The sequence below is a fragment of the Micromonospora sp. RTBAU3-60 genome (assembly GCF_054963695.1).
On sequence record NZ_JBUEGB010000086.1, the window covers coordinates 1 to 23,516 of the forward strand.

Sequence of the window (23,516 nt, forward strand, 5' to 3'; positions counted from 1 at the left end):
CGACGGGCAGCACTTCCTGGTCGCCGACATGCGCGCCCACGGCGTGTACGTCTTCGACGGCCAGGCCACCCGGCAGACCGGGTTCATCCGTACCGGCCGGGGCGCCCACGGCATCTACTTCAGCCGCGACGCCCGGCTGGCGTACGTCACCAACCGGGACGAGGGCAGCGTGACCGTCCTCGACCTACCCAGCCTGAAACCCAGGACAACCTGGCGGATCCCCGGCGGCGGCAGCCCCGACATGGGCGGACTCTCCGCCGACGGCAAGCAACTCTGGCTCTCCGGGCGCTACCACGACGAGGTGTACGTGCTGAGCACCGAGAACGGCAAGCTACTGGCCCGGATCCCGGTCGGCCGGGGCCCGCACGGCCTGACGGTCTGGCCGCAACCCGGCCGCTACTCCCTCGGCCACACCGGCAACATCCGATAGCCACACTCACACCGGCCGGTACTCGACCTCCGGACGGCCCGGAGTGCCGTACCACGGGTGTACGACTTGCCCGTGATGGACCGGTTGCGCAGATGAGATACGGCCATTGCGTCGACCCTTCAAGACGACCAAGTCAGAGAAGGAAGAGAGAACGCGATGGCCGCTTCTGAGAGCGTGGACCGTGACGCCGTCGGCGTGCCGGACCTCGCCGGTGTTGACCGTTGCCGCGGGCACGGATCGCGCGTTCTGCACGCGACTGCCACGGCTATAGGCAGTCACCGTCCGGAAGAAGGCCAACTGTCCGCTGAGCGCCGGCGCCTCCAGGCACCGACTCCACGTAACCGACCACGCACACCGTGCCGAGCTGTGCCGCGTACAACAGAGAGCCGACCGGAGCCGGGTCCCCTTCCCGGGCCAGTCGCGCGTCGACGGCCGACGCCCCGGTTCGCCCCAGCCAGAGCCGCGCCGTCTTGACGTCCTTTTCGGTAGGCGGATGCGACGGTGGCCGACGCGAACACGTGAGGTCGTTGGACGAGGTGCACCAGCCGGCATGAGAAGCAGCGGTACGCACTAACCCGGCCACGTCATCGGCCCGCTGGCGTTGTTCGTCGGAGATGAGGGCTCGACGGCGACTGTCTTCCGCGAGGTTGCCACAGAACGAGCCGCGATCCGCGCCCGCCCCGAAGATCGGACACCCGATCTTGCTGGCCTGCTGAGTGCTCCGAGCTACCGCGGCATCGCGGCGGCTCCACCACAGGCCACCAGCGGCAGCCGCCAGCACCATCAGGACCACTGCGGATGCCAGCAGCGCCAGACGAAGACGCTCGACGACCTGCCGTTCACCCCGAGCCCTCGACGCGGGTAGGCCCATGCCGTCATCCACGGTAGAGATGGTAGACACGCACCGATGCTCGCGGCCCCTCGCGGCAACTCGGCGACGGGTTCGGGGACCCGCGGGCCTCATCATGGTCCACAGGGGATGTTCCGGGGTCACCGCCATTCCCGTAATGTCCGGACGGTGCCACGCAGCGTCGCGGCCGGCAGGTATGCCGTATCGACAAGGATTGCACTAGGAGAACGAGGAACGATGAGACGTCTCGTCGCGGTCGGAGCCGCCGTGCTCGGCTTCGCCCTCTTCACCGGCACCGCGGCCCACGCCGCGGAGCCGCCCACGGAGTTCGGCTCGGACTGGGACGACCCGCGTACCGCGGTTCAGCCCATCTCGAAGCCGCCCACCCCGTCCTGCACCGTGACGATCGTCGACCACGAGTTCCGGGACTTCACGCCCTACACCGGCACGTACACACCCCCGGCCGACTGTATCGGGCCGTGGAACAAGGTCGTGCTGCGGATGGAGACCACGATCGCCGGACGGCAGTACGATCGTCTCGGCTCGCTCAGTCTGGGCGGGGTGACGATCTTCAAGACCTCCACCGCCGAGCCGTCCGTCGACGGCATCCGGTGGACGGTGGAGTCCGACGTCACCCGGTACGCCCCGCTCCTCACCCGCCAGCAGCCGGTCTGGATGCTGATCGGCAACGTCGTCAACGAGACGTACACCGGAATCCTGGACACCAAGGTCGAGCTGACCTTCTACCAGGCCACCACGGACCACCCGGCGGCGGAGACCTCCGACGACGTGCTGCCGCTCGCCGACGCGAGGCAGACCGGCGGCGAGTTGCACGGCACGGTCACGGTGGCGCGCAACACCGAGCGGCTGGTGGCCGAGGTATACGCCACCGGTTCCGGCGGCGGCTGCGAGGAGTTCTGGTACGGCACCACCCCACCGGACACCGGCTACTCCTGCGGCACCGCCGCCGACGGGCCGTACCGGGAGGTGCAGGTGCTGATCGACGACCAGGTGGCCGGCATCGCGGCCCCGTACCCGTACATCTACACCGGCGGCTGGTCCAACCCGTACCTCTGGTATGTCCTCCCCGCGCCGCGCGCCTTCGACATCCACGCCATCCGGTACGACCTGACCCCGTTCGTGGGGCTGCTCACCGACGGCCAGCCACACCGGGTGCGGGTACGGACGATCGGCGTGCCGGCCGGGCAGTCGGGCTGGGACACCCCGACCAACTTCCTGGTGTGGCGGGACCACGGCGGCACTCGCACCACCGGCAAGCTGCTCAGCCACGACCTGGGTACGCTCCGCAATGACCTGGCCAGCTCAGTCGAGGGCGACATCCACCACGTCACCGTCAAGGCGGCACACCGGTTCCGGGCGGTCGGCTACCTCGACACGTCGCACGGTCGGGTGACGACCACGGTCGAGCAGGCGCTCACCAATCACAACGAGCACTACTGGGGCCCGGGTGAGAGCCCGGACGGCCAGCACGCGGTCTGGACGGACACGTCCACGGTGACGATGTCGGGGCAGGGATCGGCGCCACGGGTCAGCCGCACCGAGAAGCGGTACACCGTCGACGGTGAGATCACCATCGCGGACGACCGGCTCACCACCCGCATGACGCTCGGCGACTACGCCGACGCGACCACCGCCCGCACCGGGCAGGCGCCCTGGAGCCGGCTGGCGAACACCTTCACCGGTTCGGCGTCCTGGACACTCGGCGTGCCCCGCAACGAGCGGCACGCCGTTGGTGAGTCCGAGCAGCGGTACCGCCTGACGGGACCGCACGGCACCTGCTACGACCACCGGATCGCCCAGGTCAACGGCAACATCACCGCCGACGAACTGCGCTGCGGGTAGCAGCGAACGCGTGGGTGGGGGCCCGCCTGTGGACGACAGGTGTCTTCGCCTAGAGCGGCGAAGCTCCGCAGGGTCGTCTCCTGATCCCGCTGCTGCAAGGTCCCGACAGGCTCGATGTTTTTCGCCCTCATGTGGTGGGGCAGCAGGCCCGCAGCTTGCTGCCCCACCACGAGCCGGTCGCGGTCCTGCGCCGCGCAGTCGCGTGGGTTCGCCCGAGGCATCACCGTGGGTGCTGACCGACAACGGATCCGCCTCGACGGAGCCGAACCCCGGCCACCGCTTCCCCCGCGACGGCGACTACCCGGTCCGACTGACAGTGGAGACGCCGGATGGGCGCAGCGACTCGATCACCCGGGTGGTCGAGGTGCGTACCAGCGCATGGTCTTGCATTCAGGTCTTCCTCCCGCTCACGTATCGGCCGCTACGTTGGAGCTTTGCGATAGCGACTGATCACCCGGGAGTTGCCGCGATCTGCTGAAGGGAGACTTCGGTTGCGCGGGTCATCACTGGCGCAACGCCCAGGGACTCCAGATAGGAAGCAGTATCCGTCATCTCCTGGCTGCGACGCTTGGCGTGAAGCTTTGTGCCAGAGAGGAGGCGATCGATGACGGCATGCCCGTCTCCCGCCAGTTGGGAGGCGATCTGGTCGCGGGCCCATTGTTCATACCCTGCGGCCCGGCTTGCCTCGACTGCCTCCCAGATGATGGAGGCGAGACCCTTCATGAAGATGCTGCGCAGCAGTTTGTGTGCCATGGCCGCACCAGCGGGAGCGTCGAGCAGTTCAACCTTCGCTCCCAAGGCGCTCGTGAGGTCATTGACCGCCTTGGCGCCAGATCCGCTGGCCATCAAGGGTGTCTGCGCCCCGTGCCAGGTTACCGGGCCAAGGATCGCGACATCGGCGAAGGACGCTCCCGTCTCTTCGATGATCCGAGCGAGTTGTCCCATCACTGCCGGCGACGACGAGGTGAAGTCCGCGTAGCACGCTGTCGGGAGCAGGTACGGCGCGGCCGCTTTCGCGATGCTGGGTGATGCAGCGGCACCGGTCATGACGAGCACGAACTCCGCGTCTGCGACTGCCTCCTCTAGCGAACGAGCCCTGCGCACACCGTCGGGCGTGGGGTTGTCGGCGGGGTCGACCCCGATCACTTCATGACCGTGGCCAGCCAACGCGGCGGCGTATCGGCCACCGGCTTCACCAAGGCCGATCACTGCGCACTTCACGGTTCGATTGCCTCCAATGTGTCTCTTGCCTACAGGACGCGGGCCTGGGCTGCGGCCAGTGCCCCTGCAGCGCGCCTCAGTTCTGGAACCCACGCCTCCAGTTCGTCGATGGAATGACGCTCACTCGGGCCGGAGAGGGTGGCCACTCCGACCACGTCCCCGTCGACTCCGTGGACTGGTGCACTGGCCCCAGAGGTTCCTACCGCGCGCTCATTGACTGAGATGTTGTAGCCGCGTTTGCGGATCAGGGCGAGTTGCCCGCGAAGCGCCTCCGGCGTGATGACCACGCCTTCGGCGCTGCGCATGGTGCCCGCCGTGCTGATCAGTTCTTCGAGGTACGCCTCCGTCATCCACGCTGCGAGGACCTTCCCAGCTCCCAGGTAGAGCGGCAGACGCCTACCGATCGGCAGTTGATACCGGAGCGGGTAGGTGCCTTCGACCCGTGCCACCACGATGCGCTCCGTTCCGGAGCGCACGTGATAGGAGGCGGTCAGGCCAGTCGTTGCAGCAAGCTCTTGCAGGACGGGGGTTGCCGCCCGGCTGACGCTGTCTGAGACGAGGAATGCGTGCGCCGCGGCGAGAACGGCCACGCCGACCCGGTAGCCTCCGGCGTCGCTGGTCACGTAGTCCCTCTTTTGCAGAGTGGTCAGGATCCGCAACGCCGTTGCCCGGTGTAGCCCGGTGGCTCGGGCGACGTCGGCAAGCCGCACCGGCCCTTCGTGTTTGACGAGTGCGTCAAGGACATCCATTGCGCGCTCCAGTGAGCGCATGTTGGAGACACCCTTGCCTGGGGATTCCAGTGAGATGGCCTCTGCCTCCGACATAACCACTCCTTGTTCCGCCCTCTTGGTTACCGACGGACTGTAGCGATAGCCTCGCGGCGCTTTGCCTCGTCGACGAAGACCGCCTCGGCGGCGGTGGCAACCACCTCGGCGTCTGCTTGTGGCACGACGACAACACCATCTGCGTCGCCGACGACGATGTCTCCGAGGCTAACCGCGACGCCGCCAACGGCAATGGTCACTCCGAGTCGGCCGGGACCGTGTTTGTAGGGCCCTGCCGGGGTGCATGCTCGGGCGAACACCGGCATGCCGATCTCCCCGAGGTCGGCGGCGTCTCGTACCGCACCGTCAAGGACGAAACCGGCTATGCCGGCGGCTGCTGCCCGTCCACCGATGAGCTCTCCGAGCAGCGCCCTCGATTCGTCGCCCTGCCCGTTGACGACGATGACGTCTCCCGGCTTGGCGATGCGCAGCGCTGCGTGGATCGCGGCGTTGTCGCCTGCTCGGGTCCAGACGGTGAAGGCTGGCCCGGCAACTTTGGCTCCCGGCCAACTGGCTTGGATGCGGGAATCGAGCGCACCCAGACGCTCCATGGCGTCGCCGATGTTTGCCGTGGGAAGTGCCGCGAGGCGCCGGACCAGGTCCGGGCTCGGACGGGCGAAGTCGGCCAGTGCCGGTGAGATGCTAACGGTTTCCGTCATTGTGGTGTTCACTTCTTGGCCACGAGGGGCAGGACAGCCTTGACGGTCTCCTCCTGCTCGCCCCAGAACTTCTTGTATTCGTCTGCGCTCAGGTAGTTCGTCTGCAGACCCAGAGCCTTCATCTTGGACTCGACGGCGGGGTCCTCGATCGCCTTCTTGAGGGCGGCCTCCAGCTTCGTGGCGACCTCTGCGGGCAAGCCGGCGGGAGCGGAGTAGCCGCGGGCAGTTGCCGAGATGATATCGACGCCCTGCTCCTTGAACGTTGGCGTGTCGGGCAGGAACTCGCTGCGCTGTTCGCCCATCACCCCGAGCAGCTTGATCTTCTTCTGCTTGACCAGGTCGGTAACGTCACTGGCGCTGCCGATGTACACCTGCACATGGCCGCCGAGGAAGGCAGCTGTCGCCTGGGAGGCGCCCTCCGAGAAGTGAACGAGGGCGAACTTCGCGCCCGTCTTCTGCTCGATGTCGACCGCGGCGAAATGCTCGCCGGTCTGAATGCCTGTCGTGCTGGCAGTGATCTTGCTCGGGGTCTTCTTCGCCGCGTCGATCAGGTCCTGCAGGGAGTTGTACGGACTGTCGGGGGCCACCCCGACAACGGCCGGGTCGATCACCTGCATGCCCAGAGGCTGGAAGCTGTCGCGGGTGTACTTGGCTCCGCGGGACTTGTCCAAGGGGGACACCACGACGGACGGCGAGCCGGTAGCACCAATGGTGTAACCGTCGGGCTTGGCGCTGGTGAGGGCGGTGTAACCGATCTGCCCTCCGGCACCGGGCTTGTTGACGACCTCGACGTTGGTCCCAAGCTCCTTCTCAAGAATGGGAGCGACGAGCCGAGCCGCAGTATCGACGGCACCACCGGGCGCAAAGGAAACGATCAGCTCGACCGCCTTGCCCTTGCGGGGCCAATTCTGAGCCCCGCCCGCTGAGGAATTGTTCGGGCCACATGCTGCCAAGGCCAGGCTGATACACAGCGCTGCCGCGACGGCGAGGGACGCTCTGGGTCGCATGGGTTCTCCTCTAGTTCTGGGGAATGCCGATGGGGGTTGGTGGTTGGGTCTGGGTCAGCCCTGCGACGTCAGGTTTCTGGGTCCTCGTTGAGGGCCGCGGGCTTGCGCAGGCGTAGCAGCGGACTCGCGGCGATGAGCACGCCGATGACAAGGAGGACGACGGTCAGGGGGCGAGTGAGGAAGATCGTGAAGCTTCCCTGAGAGATGTCGAGGGACTCCCGCAGAGATCTCTCCATGAGCGGCCCGAGGACCACGGTGAGAACCAGCGGGGCGAGGGGGATGTCAAGGCGTCGCATGGCAAGCCCGACGACCCCGAAGAGGATCATGACGAAGACGTCGAAGACGCTGTAGTTGATCGTGTAGGAGCCGATCACGAGAAAGAGCAGGATCAGGGCCGTCAGGATCTTCTCGGGGATCCGGAGGATGGCCGTCCAGAGCCTGACGAGTGGGACGTTGAGCACCAGCAGGATGACATTGCCGATGAACAGGCTCGCGATGATGGCCCACGCCACCTCGGAGTGCTCCGTGAACAGGGTCGGCCCGGGGGTCAAACCCTGTTGGAGAAACGCGCCCATGAGAACGGCGATCGTGGGCGAAGCGGGAATGCCGAGGGTGAACAGCGGAATGAGCGCACCGTTGGCGTGGGCATTGTTGGCAGTTTCAGGCCCGGCAACGCCCTCCACGGCACCCGAGCCGAGTTCGTCACGGTAGCGCGAGAACTTGCGCTCCGCACCGTAGGACAGCAGCGACGAGACGGACCCGGTCATGCCTGGGATGAGACCGAGGAGGAATCCCACGCCGGTGCCGCGCAGGATCGCCGGCGCGCTACGTCGAAGGTCGATACGCGTGGGCAGAAGGCCCCTCATGCCGGGGGTGAGCGGGTGGTTACGGCCACCGGTGGCGGTCATGAGGATCTCGGACAGGCCGAAGAGACCAACGATGACAGCCACGAAGCTGACCCCGTCGAGAAGGCGGTCACTACCGAAGGTGAACCGGGGCGCTCCGGCTACCGGATCGATTCCCACCATCGCAATCAACAGTCCGAGCACTCCGGAGATCAAAGCGCGAACCATGCTCTTACCGGCAAGCGCAACGAGGAGCGAGATGCCCACGACCATGAGGCCGAAGAACTCCGGAGGACCAATCTTCAGACCCAGAGATCCCAAGGGACGGGCTGCGATGACGAGACCGATGGTGGCAACCACGCCGCCGACGAACGATCCGATGGCCGCAATCGTGAGGGCCACTCCGGCGCGGCCCTTCTTGGTCATGGCGTAGCCGTCGATCGTGGTGATGGCTGACGCCGCCTCACCGGGAGTGTTCAAGAGAACGCTGGTGATCGTGCCGCCATATGCCGTGCCATAGAAGATGGCGGCCAGCATGATGATTGCGCTGGTGGGCTCCAGGTTGAGCGTGAGCGGAATGAGAAGTGCAACGCCGGCCACCGGACCGATGCCGGGAAGCACCCCGATCAGCGTGCCGACAAGGCAGCCGATGAAGGCGAACAGTAGGTTCTGCGGCGAGAGGGCAGCGGCGAAACCGCCCAGGAGTTCGTTCACGACGTCCACGTCAGACTCCCAGCCAGGTGAGGGGCGGCACGGTGGCGTACGGCAGCGGCACCAGCAGGAAGTCATTGAAGAGATAGAACGCGCCGATGCTGCCTACCACCGCAATCACGACCGATGTGAGCCACCCGCGCCGGCCCATGACCTTCAGGTGGAAGAGCAGGAACAGCAGCATGCTGGCCTGAAAACCGAGGAAGTCCAGAACGGCCGCCAACACCACCAGAGAGGCGATCGTGATCGCCGGCCGCCTCCAGGGATAGGCATCCCTGGCAGGGCTACCGGCTGCGGCACGACGGGTCTGGACGAACCAGGCGACGCTTAGCAGGACCAAGGCCACCGCCAGAACCAGCGGGAAGAAGCCGGGCCCCGGACCTTGTGGCAGCCAAATGCCCAGACCGCGGGCCGAGATGACGACGTACGCGGCGAGAACGATCAAGACCGCCTGGGCCACCCAGGCCCCGACGGGGCGCTGGGCGGGCTTGCTCCTGTCCGCCTCCGGTGCGGCCTTATCGCCGGCGAGCATCTCCACTGACAACTCCACGTTTCACTGTATGAAACAATGTTTCACGGATGTGACAAGGATGATGCAGGGTCGCCTCTACGTCGTCAAGCCCTCGCTTACACCACAAACTGGTTCTGTCGCGCCTCTGAAGACGGGCGAGGCGTCACCACGAACAGAACCTGAGGCCGCAGAATTACGCCGGCACGGGTAGGGCTAACTGATAAAAGACTGGTGGAAGCGCTCCCGGCCAGAATCCCGCACAGCGAGGCGAAGCTCCGGGAACCATCTCGGCCGCCACATCCCGCAGCCAGGCAGGCCGCCGCCCGCTGAGGATCGGCCGGTAGCACCTCCACCGGATACGGAGCCGCTGCCACCAGCGCCGAGATCTCGGACCACGCAGACTGGTCCACCCCCTCAGCCTCCCGGGAGGATCAACCGTGTGACTCTGAGGCCTGCCGCAAGCAGACAAGATCGTCTAGCCGGGGTGTCTCGCACGCCCCGAGACTGATCTGGGCGGGTTCAACCGGATGGCTGCAGTGCGAGTGGGTGGCTCCGTACGCATTCGCACCCCAAGGACATACCCGTGTTGCAAAAGTTTGGTGATCGCCGATATCGGCCATAGATAGGCGTCACACAAGCTCCCAGAGGAGGCCCCTCATGCCTCGAACCACCCCCCTCCTGCTCGCCGGCGTCCTTACCGCCGCGCTCGTCGCGCCGGTCGCGCCGGCGCAGGCGAGCAACCCACTGGCCCCGATATCCAGTTCCCTGGCGCGGACGCTGACGACAACCTCCGGCACGATCCCGGTGTTTGTGCACGGAACGAGCATCGGCGCCGCCCGGCAGGCGGCCGCCGACACCGGCCTCACGCTCATCACAACCTGGAACAAGATCGGCGTCGCGGTTGCGCGCGGCACCGCCGAGCAGATCGCGGCCGTTCGCGGTCATGCCGGTGTCACGTACGTCGAAGGTGACCAGCCGCTGCGGCCATACCTGTCGACCTCGAACGTCGCTACCCGAGGCGAGCAGGCGCGCGCCGAGCTGCGCGACGGGCAGGGACGGCCGGTCGACGGCCGCGGTGTGTCGGCGGCGATCATCGACACGGGCGTGGACGGCACGCACCCGTTCTTCCGCAACGCGGACGGTTCCAGCGCAGTGAAGCTCAATCTGAAGAACATCTGCGGCCCGCTCACCGATCTGGGTCTGCCGCTCCCCCTCCCCAACGACTCGTGCTTCCTCGACCTGACCGCGGCCAACGACACCGACACGCTGTCGGCCGGCGGGCACGGCACGCACGTCGCGGGGATCGTCGCCGGGCGGGACACGACGCTCACCGACGGCACCCGGCTGCACGGCGCTGCCCCTGGCGCCACGCTGATCAGCCTGTCGGTCGGCGCGGGGCTGAGCATCTTCGGTGCGGACAGCGCGCTGAACTGGGTGCTCGAGCATCACCTGAACCCGTGCGCGGGCTGCCCGCCGATCAAGGTGAGCAACAACTCGTACGGCCCCGGTGGCGGTGGGGAGTTCGATCCGAACTCGGCGACCACCAAGTTGCAGCGGGCGCTGGCCGCCGAGGGTGTCGTCACCGTCTGGGCGGCTGGCAACGACGGCCCGGACAACAGCGCTACCAACCCTCCGGGTCAGGACCCCACTCCGGGCATCATCATGGTCGCCTCCTACGACGACCTCGGCACGGGCACCCGCGACGGTAGCGTGTCGACGTTCTCCAGCCGTGGGGCGGCGGGGCGCCCGGAGACCTACCCGGACGTCTCGGCACCCGGATCGAACATCACGTCGGCCTGCCGGCCATACCTGCTGATCTGCTCGACCGGTCTGGACCCGCGCAACGGCCCCGGGCCGCTGGACCTCGGCACGTTCAACACGATCAGCGGTACCTCGATGGCAACCCCGCACATCGTGGGCATCGTCACCCAGCTGTTCCAGGTCGCACCGAACGCGACCCCGGCCCAGGTCGAGGACGCGCTCAAGGCCACGGCGTACAAGTTCACGGACGGCGCGGCCTACCAGACCGTCGGGCCCTACACCACCGCGGTCGACAAGGGAACCGGCCTCGTCGACGCGTACGCCTCGTCGGTACGGCTGGGGGCGGCACCTGCCTGACGGCCGGTCAGCTCAACGGCGCAGTAGCGAGTTCAGCCGGCACTGTCACGGACACGAAACAGCGCCATGGAGCGCAATCACGGCTGGCAACATGCCGCGATGACAGTGTTTGCTCTGGCACAGCTCACGATCCATGACCAGGACCGCTACGAACGTACGCCGCGGCGTTCACGAAGTAGTACCGGGGGCGACTCCTCGCCACCGACGAGGCGCCGGAGCGCCTGACAACAGGAGAAGGTCAGCCCGATGGCGTTCGAGGACAGGCAACACTTCGAGCGTTGGGCCTGCTCCCCTGAATACCGGGAGCCCTCCGGGGACCGGGCGTCCGCGACGGACCGCCCGGTCCCCGCGTCAGGGCGGCCCGACTGCCCTCTACACCGAGCGATGCGTCAGCACCTGCCCACCATCGGCGGGGTGCCGCTTCATCGCCACCGTGGTCCTGGTGTCGGGTGCGCCGACGGGCACTGCCTCGGTTAAGCCGGGTGGACCGCCTCGGGGGCGGTTGAAGGCTCGGACATGCCTCCGCCACCTGCACGACGCTGTGCACGTTCAGCTGTACCTGGCTGTACACGTTGATCCGTACGCCGACAGTCTGCGACAGGGGCGCGGCGGCATGAGCAGACGGATCGGGCCATCCAGTAACGTCCGGGGCGTGGCAGCCATAGCAGCGGGAGCGTTTCGTCGGACGGCGATCGAGCGCTCAGACCAGCGCGTCGCATGGGCACGGACGGACCAGGCCTTTTTCGCTGCCGGAGCGTGTCACATCCTCGCCTGGGTTTGCCGGGATTCCTGCCCAGACCGGTCAATCGAGATAGCGGCCGTGCGCTTCACAGGCGAGCGGCACGTCTTCCACACCTACGCGATCTGGGACAGTTGGGCGTTCGACCACTCGGGCTGGAATCCCGAGCCGCAACTTCTGGCGGTCAACACAGACTTCGAACGCCACCCCCTGGAGCGCGTCAAGATCACAGATAGTCTCGCTGTCTTCTGCGAGAAGCACCACCACTGCATGCTGAACCAGTATTGGCATGACCCGCTCCCCCGTGCTCGCAACTACGTGAGCCGATACACCCCACCTTGGGCGTAGCGCCTCCGGTCCGGCAGCGGCCGTTAGAGGTGACGCGGCTTGCACGGCCGTTAGGGTCGGGAGATGCGTCAGGGCAGTGAGCATGGCGTGGAACTTCCCTTGGCCGGGGGCCGCTTGACGGCCGGTGTGGTCCGGGTTGGAGATACGGTGCGTCGCCCGGTGGCGCCCGCGTCGCGGTTCGTGGCGCGGCTGCTGACTCATCTCGCCGCGACGGGCTTCGACGGCTGCCCTCAGCACCTGGGGTGGGACCAACACGGCCGTGACGTCTTGTCGTTCGTGCCCGGCCACGTGCCTCCCCGGTGGCGGCACTTCACCGACGACCAGGTCCAACAGGCAGCGACGCTGCTGCGACAACTGCATGACGCCACGCGGAAGCTGGCATCCAGTCTCGGGTGTGAGGTGGTCTGCCATCACGACCCCGGTCCGAACAACACAGTCTTCCGCGACGGCCAGCCGGTCGCGTTCATTGACTTCGACTTCGCGGCGCCTGGCCACCCATTGGAGGACGTGGGGTACATGGCGTGGGCCTGGTGCATCTCGTCCCGACCCGACCGGGGACCCGCGACGGAACAGGCCCGCCAGGTGCGGACCCTGGCAGACGCCTACGGCTTGGGCCCAACCGATCGTGGCCGCCTACCAGCCGCGATCTGCGAGCGCTTGCGTCGCAACGAGGCGTTCTGGCGGGACATCCTCGACGACCAGGCGGCCTGCGTCTCACGCGCACGCTCTGCCGAAGTGCTCGCCTGGACCCAACGCGAACTCGCCTACGTCGAGGCCAACCAGGAGACGTTCATCGCCGCGCTGTGTCCGGCATGAGCAGGTACCCGGCTCGGTGACGGGCGCGATCACCGAAGCGCTACATCGCGAGAAATACTTTTCCGGCTGCTCAGGAACCCCGCATAGCCGGCAGTACGGCACGCCGCAGCCCGCGGATCCCACTACACGCCGCCTCAACCTCGACCCAGCCATGGTCGAACGGCGGCTGGCGTACTAGGCAGTGAGTTCATACCGGTACCAGCGCCGCCGGTCCCCGTCCACCTGCAGCCACAGCGTCCCGTCGCGGCCGACCTTGCCGCGCCCCCAGCCTGACGGTCGTCGGCCGTCCGGCAGCACCAGGTGCTCGCGTCCGCTCTCGAGAACGCCCTCCCCCACTCGGCGGGCTCGGCGGATTTCCCAGTGGAACCCAGCGCCCGCCCGGCGGTGGTCGAAAAGGCAAGTTCAGAGCCGGAGACGGCGAGGCCGCTGCATCTCGTGACGGGGTTCGGCGTGACCGCCCGCACACCCTGCGGGTCGAGCTCGACCAGTGGGAAGTCGGGGTAGGGGCAGGCGTGAACTCGCTCCCGGCCGACATTCAGCGCGTAGCAGTCGCACCATACGACTCCTGTGGTGTCGGATGACACCATCCAGGGATCGCCTCCGGTGCTGTCCCAGCGCATCAGACCGATCATGAACCCATAGGAGCGGGTGCCGTCCGGGTTGGCGGACCAGTAGCTCGACTCGTCGAAGTAGCTGGTCCAGATGTATCCGTGGGGATCCGTCACGAGCTGCTTGATGCCGTCGCCTGCATAGAAGGCTGCCCGGGTCTGACCGCGGCTGTCGAGCACCCGAAGGTTCGGGGTGAGGTGGAGTTCATCCCCGGGTACCGGCTCCCCGTAACGGTCATGGGGGACACCCGGCGGGTCGCAGCGAGCGGACAGCACGATGCCGTCGCCGAGAGTGTCGATGCCGGTGAACCGCAGGTCGAGATCTTTCAGCGGAATCTCGCGAACCTCGGCCCCATCACAGATGAGGGCGGTCGCGTCGTAACGCAGCGGCGGACGGAGTTCGGAGAAGTGTGGGACAGCGACGAAGCCTTGGACGGGATCGGCGACCAGGGCGACGAGCCGACCGAGGTGGTCGATGGTGGAGGCAATGACCTCGAGGTGGGCGTAACGGTCGGGAAGCGTCGCGTGGAGCGCGAGCCGGCGGTCAGTGGCCATAGGCCTTTCTGGTCGTCATGGTCTGATGATCGCATGGTCGAGGCAGCGCCTCCACGCCGGCCGTCCACCGACAGTAGCCGGCGGCCGCGAAGATCTGCCACCAGGCCGTGCGCGTCGGCGAGCGGCCGGGAACGGATGCCGCCACTTCCCCACCGGCCGAACTTCCGCACGCACCCCGCGCCCTGCCGGAGCGGCATCTGATTCTCGTGCTTATGCTTCCTGGACCGCGTTGCGGTGCCGCCGCCACAGGCGCATAACCCACTCATTAGCGCCGGCCGGCGGCTTGGCGCCGATGTTGGCGCCGTTGATCGATCCCGCCCTCAATCTTGCGAGCGATCGTCATCGATGTAACTATGAACGGGCTGGCTGATCGTGGCTGAGAAAAGGCGGCGGCGCGATGGTCCAATCGGCACCAGTGGAGGTCTTCGATTCTCGCCGTCATCGCAACGAGAGGTTCGCGCTGACCGCGGCCTTAGCGGTTTTCGCGGCGATGATTTTGGTCCTTTGGTCACCACCGCCGGTCGCGCGAGCGGAGACCAACGGCGTGGCCAATCCATCCTTCGAAGCCGCCGGCACTGGTGCATCTGACGCGGCGAGTTGGACTGAGGGAGCTAGCCACACGCGCAGCAGCGACCGGTTCCATTCTGGCGGCTGGTCGCTCAAGTCGACCTTCGCCGGTACCGGTACGAGCACCCACGGTTCGGCAATCACGATCAGTCCGAACACCAACTATGTGCTGTCGGGTTGGATCTACAAGGCCGCCACCACCGGCGCCGCCTACATCGACATGAGCGATATTCCCGGCGAGCTGAACCTGAACGCCACTCAGACCAATTCCTGGGAGTTCGTGTCCGGCACGTGGAACAGCGGCACAACGACGACGAGCGTGACGATTCGGCTGGTGACTGACCACACGCCCAACGGCTCGATCTGGTTCGACGACATCGCACTGGAGCCGGCGAACCTCGTCGCCGATCCGTCGTTCGAGACGGCAGGCGCGAGTAGCGCCGATGCCGCCTCGTGGAACGAGGGTAGCGGCCACGCCCGCGCCAGCGACGTGGTGCACAGCGGTGGTTGGGCGCTCAAGTCGACCTACACCGGCGCGGGCACCAGCACCCAGAGCGCGGCGATCACGGTCATCCCGAACACGACCTACGTGCTGTCCGGCTACATCTGGGCGTCGAACAGTGCCGGGAACGCGTACATCGACATGTCCGATATTCCCGGTGAGGTGACGCTGCCGTCCCGGCAGACCGGGGCCTGGGAGCTTCTCTCCGGGACCTGGAACAGCGGGTCGCGCACCAGCGTCACCCTCCGGCTGGTGACCGACGGCAGCCCGACCGCCCCGATCTGGTTCGACGACATCTCACTCAGCGTGACCACCTCTGACGTGGTCCTGGCCGGTGCCGGCGACATCTCCTGCGACCCGCAGGTGAACCTGCCACCCCCGCCGAACTGTCACCAGCAGCAGACCTCGGACGTGCTGATGCAGATCGACCCGGATGTGGTGCTCACTTTCGGTGACAACCAGTACGACAGTGGTCAGCTCACCAAGTTCCAGAGCTACTACCACCCGACGTGGGGCCGGCTGAAGTCCCGGACCCGGCCGTCCGTTGGCAACCACGAATACCAGACCCAGAATGCGAGCGGCTACTTCGACTACTTCAACGGGGTCGGCAGTGCGAGCGGACCAGCCGGTGACCGGACCAAGGGCTACTACAGCTTCGACAGCGGAGCATGGCATGTCATCGTGATCAACTCCAACTGCAACAAGATCACCGGGACGGCGAATGGTGCCGACTGCACCGTCGGAAGCCCGCAGTACACCTGGCTGCAGAACGATCTCGCAGCCCATCCGAACCGATGCACTCTGGCGTACTGGCATCACCCGTTGTTCACGATCGGCAGCCACTATCAGGACGCCGATCTGAAGTACGTGAAGCCGATCTTTCAGCTGCTTTACGACAACAACGCCGACTTGGTCCTCAACGGTCACGATCACAACTACCAGCGCTGGGCGCCACAGGATCCGAACGGCAACCGGGACACGGCCCGCGGGATCCGGGAGATCGTCGTCGGAACCGGCGGCCGGGACCTGGACGGGTTCCCGATCGCCTCCGCCAATGTGGAAGCCAAGAACCGCAACGTGTTCGGCGTCATCAAGCTCACCCTGCATCCGTCCAGCTACGACTGGCAGTTCATCCCGGAGGCCGGACAAACCTGGGCGGAAAGCGGCAGCGCCGCATGCCACTGATCCGATCAGCGCATCGCAACGACTCCGAATAGGAGTGCACCGAAATGGCTGTTTACAAGGCCGGTCTGGTCAGCCTCGTCGTCCTGTTCGCCTCGGTGGTGCTGGCCCAGCAACCGGCCGCCGCCCTACCCGCCGACCAACCCACCGTCACGGCGGCTCCCACCACCACGCGCACCGCCCAGACCACCAACAACACCGCAGCCTGCTCGGCCGCCGGTTACGGGCTCGGTGGCACCGCCTACTGCGGCAACGCGTTCGCCGGTTGGACCGACCTGTCCTCGCCTGCGGGTAGCGCCACCCAGCCGCTCACCCAGCCGCACAACCCTCCGGTCACCGGCGCCTGGAACATCTCCAAGGGCCGCGGCACTCAGGCCGGTGACGTGCACTCGCTGCTCTACGCCGGCCACACCACGAAGGTGCTCGCCGAGACGCAACTGTGGTTCTGCAACGGCACCGGCGGCAGCAACCTGACCGTCGACGGCCAGGTGCTGACCCGCAACAAGGCCTGCCCCACCAGCGGCGGCACGTCCTCGCATTTCGACATCGGTTACAGCTCCAACGACCTGGCCAAGGCCAACGCTACCGCCGACGACATGTGGGACCGAGGCATCGACGGCGCGGTGATGGACTGGTCCGGCAACTCGAACACGTGCAAGAGCGGCACCGGTGCATACCGGGACAACGCGCCGTTCGCCTCGGCCTGCGGCTCCGGCCCGAAGAACGTGGACCTCGCGTCCAAGCGGCTGGCATCGGCGATGACCACCCGGCACCCCGCGATGACACACATGATCATGTACGACGGCTCGGCCTACAAGTTCAACCAGTGCAACGTGCAGGACGCGTTCCAGCCGCAGTGCGTGCAGAACAAGATGATCGCCGACTTCAACGTGCTGGCCTCGAACTGGTTCACCAGCCCCAACTACCTGCGGGTGAACAACCAGCCCGTGGTCGCCTTCTTCCTGGACGAGCAGTCGGGCGTGGCCACCTTCAACCAGTGCTCGACCTCCTGCCACCTGACCGGCTCATACACCTGCTCCGGCGCGAGCGGCTGCTGGGCCGCCCTGTGGGACGGCATCCGCAGCAACTTCCGCAACCACGGGGTCGACCCGTACATGATTTTCCGCCACAACCACACCCACCGGCAGTCCGACGGCGGCTTTACCTGGGTCCACCCCTCCGGAGGCACCGCCGGCACCGCCGCCGACCAGAACAACTGGGGCTCGAAAGCCCAGATGGACAGCCAGCTCAGCACCGAGTCCAGGGCGCTGGCCAGCCGCACGACCGGTGCCAACGGTCTGCCGATCACCTACTTCGCCGGCGCCTGGAAGGGTTTCGACGACCGGACGGCCAACTGGAGCCCGTCCTGGGTCGACTTCAACACGCCCAAGCCCGCGCCCGTGCCATCCGGCTACTACCCACGCATCACGTCGCAGCGCTGCGGCACCAACTGGCTCGACACGTTCGCCGAGACCGGCGTCTACTTCAACACATCCAACCAGGCGCCGTTCCTGATGATCGGCACCTGGGACGACTACGAGGAAGGCAGCGAGATCGAGACGGGGATCGACAACTGCGTGTCCTCGTTCACCCGTGGCCTGTCCAACAGCACCCTGCAGTGGACGATCGGCCTGTCCGGCAACGGCGCCTCCGAGCGCACGATCGACCACTACACCGTGTGGTACTCCACCGACGGCACCGCTGGCGAACAGCTCGCCCAGCTCACCACGGTGGCGCGCACCGGAAGCGGAACCAGCGCGAACTACAGCCTCGACCTCTCGCAGTACTGCGCCGCGCTGCCGGCCACCTCGGTGCTCTACGTGCAGGCAGTCGGCAAGCCGTCCATCGCCAACCACATGACCTCCGGCGTGACCTACAACAACACCTGCTCCGCTTCGCCCCTGTCCGGCCGGGTGACGAACCTCAACACCGGCGGCGCCATCGCCGGCGCGACGATCAGCATCAGCGGCCCGACCTCGGCCACCACAACCGCTGACGCCAGCGGCAACTTCAGCTTCAGCGGCATCCCGGCCGGCACCTACTCGGTCACCGGCGTGGCCAACGGCTACAAAGCCCGCACCTACGACGGCGTCACGGTGACCAGCGGACAGAACACCATGCAGAACATCCAGCTCACCACCACGGGCCGGGTTACCGGCACGGTCACCGGCGCTGGTGGCGCGGCGCTCGCCAACGCGACCGTGACCCTGGAGGGCGGCAACCTGCCGACCACCGACACCGCGACCACCGACGCGGCCGGCACGTACACCTCCGACTGGGACCCGATCGGCAGCTACACGGTCACCTGCTCGGCCCCCGGGTACGCCACCCAGGTGGTCACCGGGGTCACCATCACCACCGGCGGGCTGACCACGGTGAACTGCACCCTGAGCAACACCGGCACGCTCACCGGGGTGGTGACGAACCTCAACAACGGCGGCGCGATCAGCGGCGCCACGGTGACCTACAGCGGCGGCTCCACCGGGAGTACCACCACCGACGCCGCAGGCCGGTACACGTTCACCGGGGTGACCTCCGGCACGTACTCCGTCACCGCGACGGCCAGCGGTTACAAGGCACGGACCTACCCCGGAGTCACCGTGACCGCCGGCGTGACCAACACCCAGGACATCCAGCTCACCACCACCGGCCGGGCCACCGGAACCGTAACCACCACCGGTGGCGCGGCGATCTCCGGCGCGACCATCACCTTGCAGGGCGGCAACCTACCCACGACCGACACCGTCACCAGCGACTCGACCGGCCACTACACGTCGAACTGGGATCCGATAGGCACCTACACGGTCACCTGCTCGGCACCGGGCCACAGCACCCAGACGATTACCGACGTCCAGATCACTACCGGAGGCCTGACCACCGTCAACTGCCAGATCTAGTGGAACTCGTTGGAGTACCCGGTGGCTGGCTGGTCGGGTGGCGTAGCGACGTCACGGCGGCGAGCGCTCCTTCGGCGACTTCACTCCACAGGTCGACGACGTCGGCGGCGAAGTGGCCAGGCAGCCCGAGGCTGGTCAGCCGGGCGGCCATCTCGGCGGGGGCCAGTTCGAGAAGCCCGACGGACAGTTTCCTGGCGGTCTCTGCCTGGGTGAGCGCCTCGGGTCCGGTCAGGACGCACCATTGGCCCGGGGCCGGCCCGGTGAGAAGTGCGGCGTCACACGTGGCGACGGACCGCTCCAGCAGGTTGGCCAGCGCCGGCCGCCCCGGCGTGCAGTCGGAACGATACGGCGTGTGACGCCAGCGGTGGGGTCGCCGCGAGTTGCTGGGCCGGCGCCGCGAGCCGGGGTCAGTGGGTTCGAACGTTGCTTACCAGTGGTTTGGGTTCGTGTCGGAGGCCCGAGTCGAACCCGACTACATGATCAGAATGGCTGCTGACCTGCAGTTGTGTTGGCTGTTGAATTGACGCAGGTGCTGAGTGCCGATGTTGCGGGATCATGGGCATGGCTGGCCCGCTGGGGCAGCCCCGCCGACTCCTGCTGAGACCCTCCCTCAGTCCCCAGGGAAGTGCCACTACTGCAATTCCGCTCGATCACCCTCTCGATGAGCGTCCTAAACGACGACTCGCCATTTGCTGCTGACGTTCGAGACTGAGGTGGACGGGCCATTCGCCGACGACCGGCTGCGCCTGATCTGCCGGTACGACCGCGACCAGTTCGACGCTCGTCCGCGGCGATAAGGGGTGCTTGCACTCGAGTGGTCCGGGCAGCGGCACGCGGCCATGCACGAGCTGCTCGATCAAGGCGTCGGCTCGTTGGAGTGCGTCAGCCCCGCTATCGCCAGATGCTCGTCGACCAAAGCAGCTAGGCGTGCCCCGATCTGCATCATGCGTGGTACGACTGATGGCATATAACGTGAAGCCGACAGAACGGGCTTGCGATGACCGCCGGCAACACGAGGGACCTGCTGCGGGATCACGCCGAGCCGCAGCGTGCCACCTACGTCGAACTCTTCTTCGACGTGATCTTCGTGTTCGCGCTGACCCGGCTGTCGAACACCCTGTTCCACAACCTCACCTGGCTCGGCGCCCTGCACACCGTGATCCTGCTGGCCGCGTTCTGGTGGGTCTGGGTCTTCACCGCCTGGACCACGAACCGCCTCAACCCCGCCCAGCCGGCGATCCAGCTCGTCATCGTCCCGATCGCGTTAGGCACCCTGATCATGGCAGGCGCGGTCCCCGCGGCATTCGGCAAGGACGGCCTGGCCTTCGCTGTCACCTACGTCGTCATCCAGATCGGCCGGGCCTTCTTCGTCACGGTCGCGCTGCGCGGGCGGGAGGTGTCGATCGGCTCGCTGCAACAGCTCATCTGGGCCTGCTTCTCGGGCGTGTTGTGGATTGTGGGCGCGTTCACCACAGGCCCGGTCCGGGTGTTGATCTGGCTGTTCGCGGCCGCCCTCGGCTACACGATGACCCAGCTGGATTTCCGGCTGCCCCGGCTCGGCCCGGCCCGGATCGCCACCCAGGCGGTCAACGCGGAACACCTCGCCGAACGCTACCAGCAGTTCATGATCGTCGCGTTCGGCGAGGCGATCCTGGCCTCCGGCGGGCAGTTCGCCGCGTTCGGCTTCAAGCCGAATCGGGTGATCGCCCTCGTGCTGGCGTTCGCCATCACCGCGCTGTTGTGGCGGATCTACTTCTACCGGGCGGGCCTGCTCCTGCCGGCCGTGATCGCCGCGAGTGCCCGGCCGGCGGTGTTCGCCCGGTCCGCCTCGTACGCCCATCTGCTCATGGCCGGCGGCATCGTGCTCAGCTCGGTCGGCGATGAGATCATCATCAACCACCCGTTCGCCGCGCCCAACCTGGTTTGGTCCGCCGTCATTCTCTGCGGGCCGGCGATCTACCTGGCCGGCCGCGCCCGGCTCGACTACCTGTCCTTCAGCCGCGTCGCCCTGTCCCGGGTGATCGGTCTGGTCGTACTCGTCGCGCTGGCACCCGTGGTTGCGTTCCTGCCACCGATCCTGATCGCCGTGGTCGCCGTCGTCATCCTCCTCATCATCGCCACCTCGGACACCGTCTCCTGGCGTGTTCGCCCCAGCAAGCCGACTCCACCCCCGCCTGGCGGGCGGTATCGAGGCATGTAGAGATCACAGATGACAGGGTGGCTACACCCGTCTGAGCAGCGGGCGCCAACACAGGCAGGTTGTACACCGAGGCTGCTCCACCTGACTCCGCCGCTTGTCAGCGCCGGCTGATGGGCTGTGGATTCTGGCGGTTGTGCAGATCGTTCTGGTCATGGCCGGTTCTGCTAACGGGGCTGCCGGTCAGCGATGAATTGCGACCGTTCATCGATCCGTTCTCCCTGTCGGCACCGTCGTGCGTGCGAAAGCTGAAACTGTCGCGGCACCTACGGCGCACAGAGGAGGTTCGATGTCGGGCATGGCGAGCGGATGGAGGCCGCGGTGGCGATTGCGGGCGATGGCCGTTGTGGCTGCGCTGGTGATGGTCGCCGGGCTGGCGGTACCGGCGATGGGGAGCGGGGCCGACGATGGGAAGCCCGAACCGGACCATGGCATGCGGGCGTGGAGCCAGACCTGGCAGGCCGCGCCACAGAAGTCGCAGCAGGCGGGGTTCGCCGACCAGACGCTCCGGATGATCGTGCACACCTCGATCGGCGGCGAGCGGGTCCGTATCCGACTGTCCAACACCTTCGGTGCGGCGCCGGTTCGGCTGGACGGCGCGTTCGTGGGCCTGGTGGGCAGCGGGGCGACCATCAGCGGCCGCAACGTCCGGCTCACCTTCGGTGGATCGCCCGGGGTGACCCTGCCAGAGGGCGGGGACGTGGTCAGTGATCCGGCCGACCTGATGGTGCCGGCGTTGGCTGATCTGGCGGTCAGCCTTTACCTGCCCCGCGACACCGGGCCACCGACTGGGCACGCCGACTTCGGCAACGCCCACCAGACGTCGTACATCGCCTCCGGCGATCACGCCGCCGCGGCGGCGGGCACCGCCTTCACCGGTCAGACTCGAGCGTGGTTCTTCCTCTCCGGGGTGAGCGTGCCCAGCCGCCGGGCCGCCGCGGTCGTCACCCTCGGGGACTCGATCACCGACGGCACCGGTTCCTCGACGGACACCAACTCCCGCTACCCCGACGCGCTCGCCCGGCGGCTGGCCGCCCGGCCACAACCGCTACGGCTCGGCGTCGGCAACGCAGGGATCGGCGGGAACGAGTTGCTGCGTACGTCCGCCTGCTGCGGGGCCAGTCCGTCGGTGCTGGCCCGGCTCGACCGCGACGTGCTCGCCCAGGACGGCGTGCGATCGGTGATCCTGCTGGCGGGCATCAACGACATCGGCGGTGATCACCATGCCGACGCGGCTTCGCTGATCGCCGGTGTGCAGCAGGTGGCCACGCAGCTGCGGGCGCACGGCATCCGGGTGCTCGGCGGCACTATCACACCGTCCTACGGCCGGCCCGGCCCGTACGGTACGCAACAGACCGAGGACGTGCGCCAGCAGGTGAACGCCTGGGTACGCACGACCGACGCGTTCGACGCCGTCGTCGACTTCGACCAAGCGCTGCGGGACCCGGACGACCCGCGCCGGCTTCGCGCCGGCTACGACAGCGGCGACCACCTGCACCCCAGCGACGCCGGCTACCAGGCGATGGCCGAGGCGGTACCGCTCGACCAGCTGTAACCAGCTGCGGCAACGGCCGTCCGGGGATCCGCCTCCGGGCGGCCGTCAGGGCTGGATGCCGCGGTACTTTCGGCAGGTACAGCGGCATTGCCTCCGTTCCGCGGGGAACGTCGTGGAGCGAGATGACAACTGGGATGCAGCGGCCGGCGACGTCAGCCCGGGGTGGTGGTCTGCCTGGAGGGCCACCAGTTTCGCTCGCCGAGCAGCACTGCGAGAGCGGGGACGAGCAGGGCCCGGACGAGGAACGTGTCGGCGAGCAGGCCCAGGGTGATCACGAAGCCGATCTGAAACAGCGCCTCCATCGGAACTGCCATCAAGGTCGCGAAGGTGGCGGCCAGCACGAGGCCGGCGGAGGTGATCACGCCGCCGGTTCGCTCAAGGGCCTGCGTCACGGCGCGGCGGGTCTCGTGCTGCCGACGCTGTTCGCTGATCCGGCTGAGGAGAAACACGTTGTAGTCGACGCCCAGGGCGACGATGAAGATGAACGTGTACAACGGCAGGTTTGGGTCTG

General features: G+C 67.1%; 19 protein-coding genes. 9 read left to right on the top strand and 10 right to left on the bottom strand.

Features of this window, described 5'->3' with window-relative positions; translation table 11 throughout:
- Positions 1-430: YncE family protein (locus ACY34I_RS36335; protein ID WP_462759684.1), on the top strand; the 430-nt coding region annotated here is incomplete at its 5' end.
- Positions 431-695: 265 nt separating this feature from the next.
- On the opposite strand, the gene ACY34I_RS36340 is transcribed toward ACY34I_RS36335, so the two are convergent.
- Positions 696-1,313 carry a hypothetical protein gene (locus tag ACY34I_RS36340; RefSeq protein ID WP_462759685.1) on the bottom strand — a complete coding sequence of 206 codons (618 nt, stop codon included), beginning with the start codon at positions 1,311-1,313 and terminating at the stop codon, positions 696-698.
- A gap of 204 nt (positions 1,314-1,517) precedes the next feature.
- On the opposite strand from ACY34I_RS36340, the gene ACY34I_RS36345 reads away from it, so the two are divergent.
- Both ACY34I_RS36345 and ACY34I_RS36350 read left to right on the top strand, forming a co-directional pair.
- Positions 1,518-3,143: a peptide-N4-asparagine amidase gene (locus ACY34I_RS36345; RefSeq protein WP_462759686.1), complete on the top strand. Its 1,626-nt coding sequence runs from the start codon at positions 1,518-1,520 to the stop codon at positions 3,141-3,143.
- Positions 3,144-3,345: 202 nt separating this feature from the next.
- Positions 3,346-3,621 carry a PKD domain-containing protein gene (locus ACY34I_RS36350; protein ID WP_462759687.1) on the top strand — a complete coding sequence of 92 codons (276 nt, stop codon included), beginning with the start codon at positions 3,346-3,348 and terminating at the stop codon, positions 3,619-3,621.
- On the opposite strand, the gene ACY34I_RS36355 is transcribed toward ACY34I_RS36350, so the two are convergent.
- From ACY34I_RS36355 to ACY34I_RS36380, 6 genes are all read right to left on the bottom strand, one after another.
- Complete coding sequence (locus ACY34I_RS36355) at positions 3,594-4,352, bottom strand: NAD(P)-dependent oxidoreductase (RefSeq protein WP_462759688.1); 759 nt, start codon at positions 4,350-4,352, stop codon at positions 3,594-3,596. The genes ACY34I_RS36350 and ACY34I_RS36355 overlap by 28 nt on opposite strands.
- A gap of 41 nt (positions 4,353-4,393) precedes the next feature.
- Positions 4,394-5,188 carry an IclR family transcriptional regulator gene (locus ACY34I_RS36360; RefSeq protein ID WP_462759689.1) on the bottom strand — a complete coding sequence of 265 codons (795 nt, stop codon included), beginning with the start codon at positions 5,186-5,188 and terminating at the stop codon, positions 4,394-4,396.
- 26 nt (positions 5,189-5,214) lie between these two features.
- Complete coding sequence (locus ACY34I_RS36365; RefSeq protein ID WP_462759690.1) at positions 5,215-5,847, bottom strand: RraA family protein; 633 nt, start codon at positions 5,845-5,847, stop codon at positions 5,215-5,217.
- 8 nt (positions 5,848-5,855) lie between these two features.
- The gene (locus ACY34I_RS36370; RefSeq protein WP_462759691.1) at positions 5,856-6,854 is read right to left on the bottom strand and encodes a Bug family tripartite tricarboxylate transporter substrate binding protein; all 999 of its coding nucleotides are present in this window, start codon (positions 6,852-6,854) and stop codon (positions 5,856-5,858) included.
- Positions 6,855-6,922: 68 nt separating this feature from the next.
- Entirely contained in the window at positions 6,923-8,422 is a 1,500-nt protein-coding gene (locus tag ACY34I_RS36375) for a tripartite tricarboxylate transporter permease (protein ID WP_462759692.1), read from the bottom strand.
- Position 8,423: 1 nt separating this feature from the next.
- Positions 8,424-8,942: a tripartite tricarboxylate transporter TctB family protein gene (locus ACY34I_RS36380; RefSeq protein WP_462759702.1), complete on the bottom strand. Its 519-nt coding sequence runs from the start codon at positions 8,940-8,942 to the stop codon at positions 8,424-8,426.
- Positions 8,943-9,578: 636 nt separating this feature from the next.
- On the opposite strand from ACY34I_RS36380, the gene ACY34I_RS36385 reads away from it, so the two are divergent.
- The gene (locus ACY34I_RS36385) at positions 9,579-11,039 is read left to right on the top strand and encodes a S8 family serine peptidase (RefSeq protein WP_462759693.1); all 1,461 of its coding nucleotides are present in this window, start codon (positions 9,579-9,581) and stop codon (positions 11,037-11,039) included.
- Positions 11,040-11,841: 802 nt separating this feature from the next.
- Here ACY34I_RS36385 and ACY34I_RS36390 read toward each other — a convergent pair.
- Complete coding sequence (locus ACY34I_RS36390) at positions 11,842-12,069, bottom strand: hypothetical protein (protein WP_462759694.1); 228 nt, start codon at positions 12,067-12,069, stop codon at positions 11,842-11,844.
- A 120-nt stretch (positions 12,070-12,189) separates the two neighbouring features.
- On the opposite strand from ACY34I_RS36390, the gene ACY34I_RS36395 reads away from it, so the two are divergent.
- Complete coding sequence (locus ACY34I_RS36395) at positions 12,190-12,942, top strand: phosphotransferase (protein ID WP_462759695.1); 753 nt, start codon at positions 12,190-12,192, stop codon at positions 12,940-12,942.
- Between the two features lie 134 nt (positions 12,943-13,076).
- On the opposite strand, the gene ACY34I_RS36400 is transcribed toward ACY34I_RS36395, so the two are convergent.
- Complete coding sequence (locus ACY34I_RS36400) at positions 13,077-14,105, bottom strand: hypothetical protein (RefSeq protein ID WP_462759696.1); 1,029 nt, start codon at positions 14,103-14,105, stop codon at positions 13,077-13,079.
- A gap of 415 nt (positions 14,106-14,520) precedes the next feature.
- Here ACY34I_RS36400 and ACY34I_RS36405 point away from each other — a divergent pair, with 415 nt between their 5' ends.
- The 4 genes from ACY34I_RS36405 to ACY34I_RS36420 all read left to right on the top strand — a co-directional run bounded on the left by ACY34I_RS36405 (position 14,521) and on the right by ACY34I_RS36420 (position 23,005).
- A complete protein-coding gene (locus ACY34I_RS36405) occupies positions 14,521-16,359 on the top strand; it encodes a metallophosphoesterase (protein WP_462759697.1) in 1,839 nt (612 codons plus the stop codon).
- Positions 16,360-16,403: 44 nt separating this feature from the next.
- Entirely contained in the window at positions 16,404-19,253 is a 2,850-nt protein-coding gene (locus tag ACY34I_RS36410; protein ID WP_462759698.1) for a carboxypeptidase regulatory-like domain-containing protein, read from the top strand.
- Positions 19,254-20,250: 997 nt separating this feature from the next.
- Entirely contained in the window at positions 20,251-21,453 is a 1,203-nt protein-coding gene (locus ACY34I_RS36415; protein ID WP_462759699.1) for a low temperature requirement protein A, read from the top strand.
- Between the two features lie 334 nt (positions 21,454-21,787).
- The gene (locus ACY34I_RS36420; protein WP_462759700.1) at positions 21,788-23,005 is read left to right on the top strand and encodes an SGNH/GDSL hydrolase family protein; all 1,218 of its coding nucleotides are present in this window, start codon (positions 21,788-21,790) and stop codon (positions 23,003-23,005) included.
- Between the two features lie 152 nt (positions 23,006-23,157).
- On the opposite strand, the gene ACY34I_RS36425 is transcribed toward ACY34I_RS36420, so the two are convergent.
- Positions 23,158-23,516: MMPL family transporter (locus tag ACY34I_RS36425; protein WP_462759701.1), on the bottom strand; the 359-nt coding region annotated here is incomplete at its 5' end.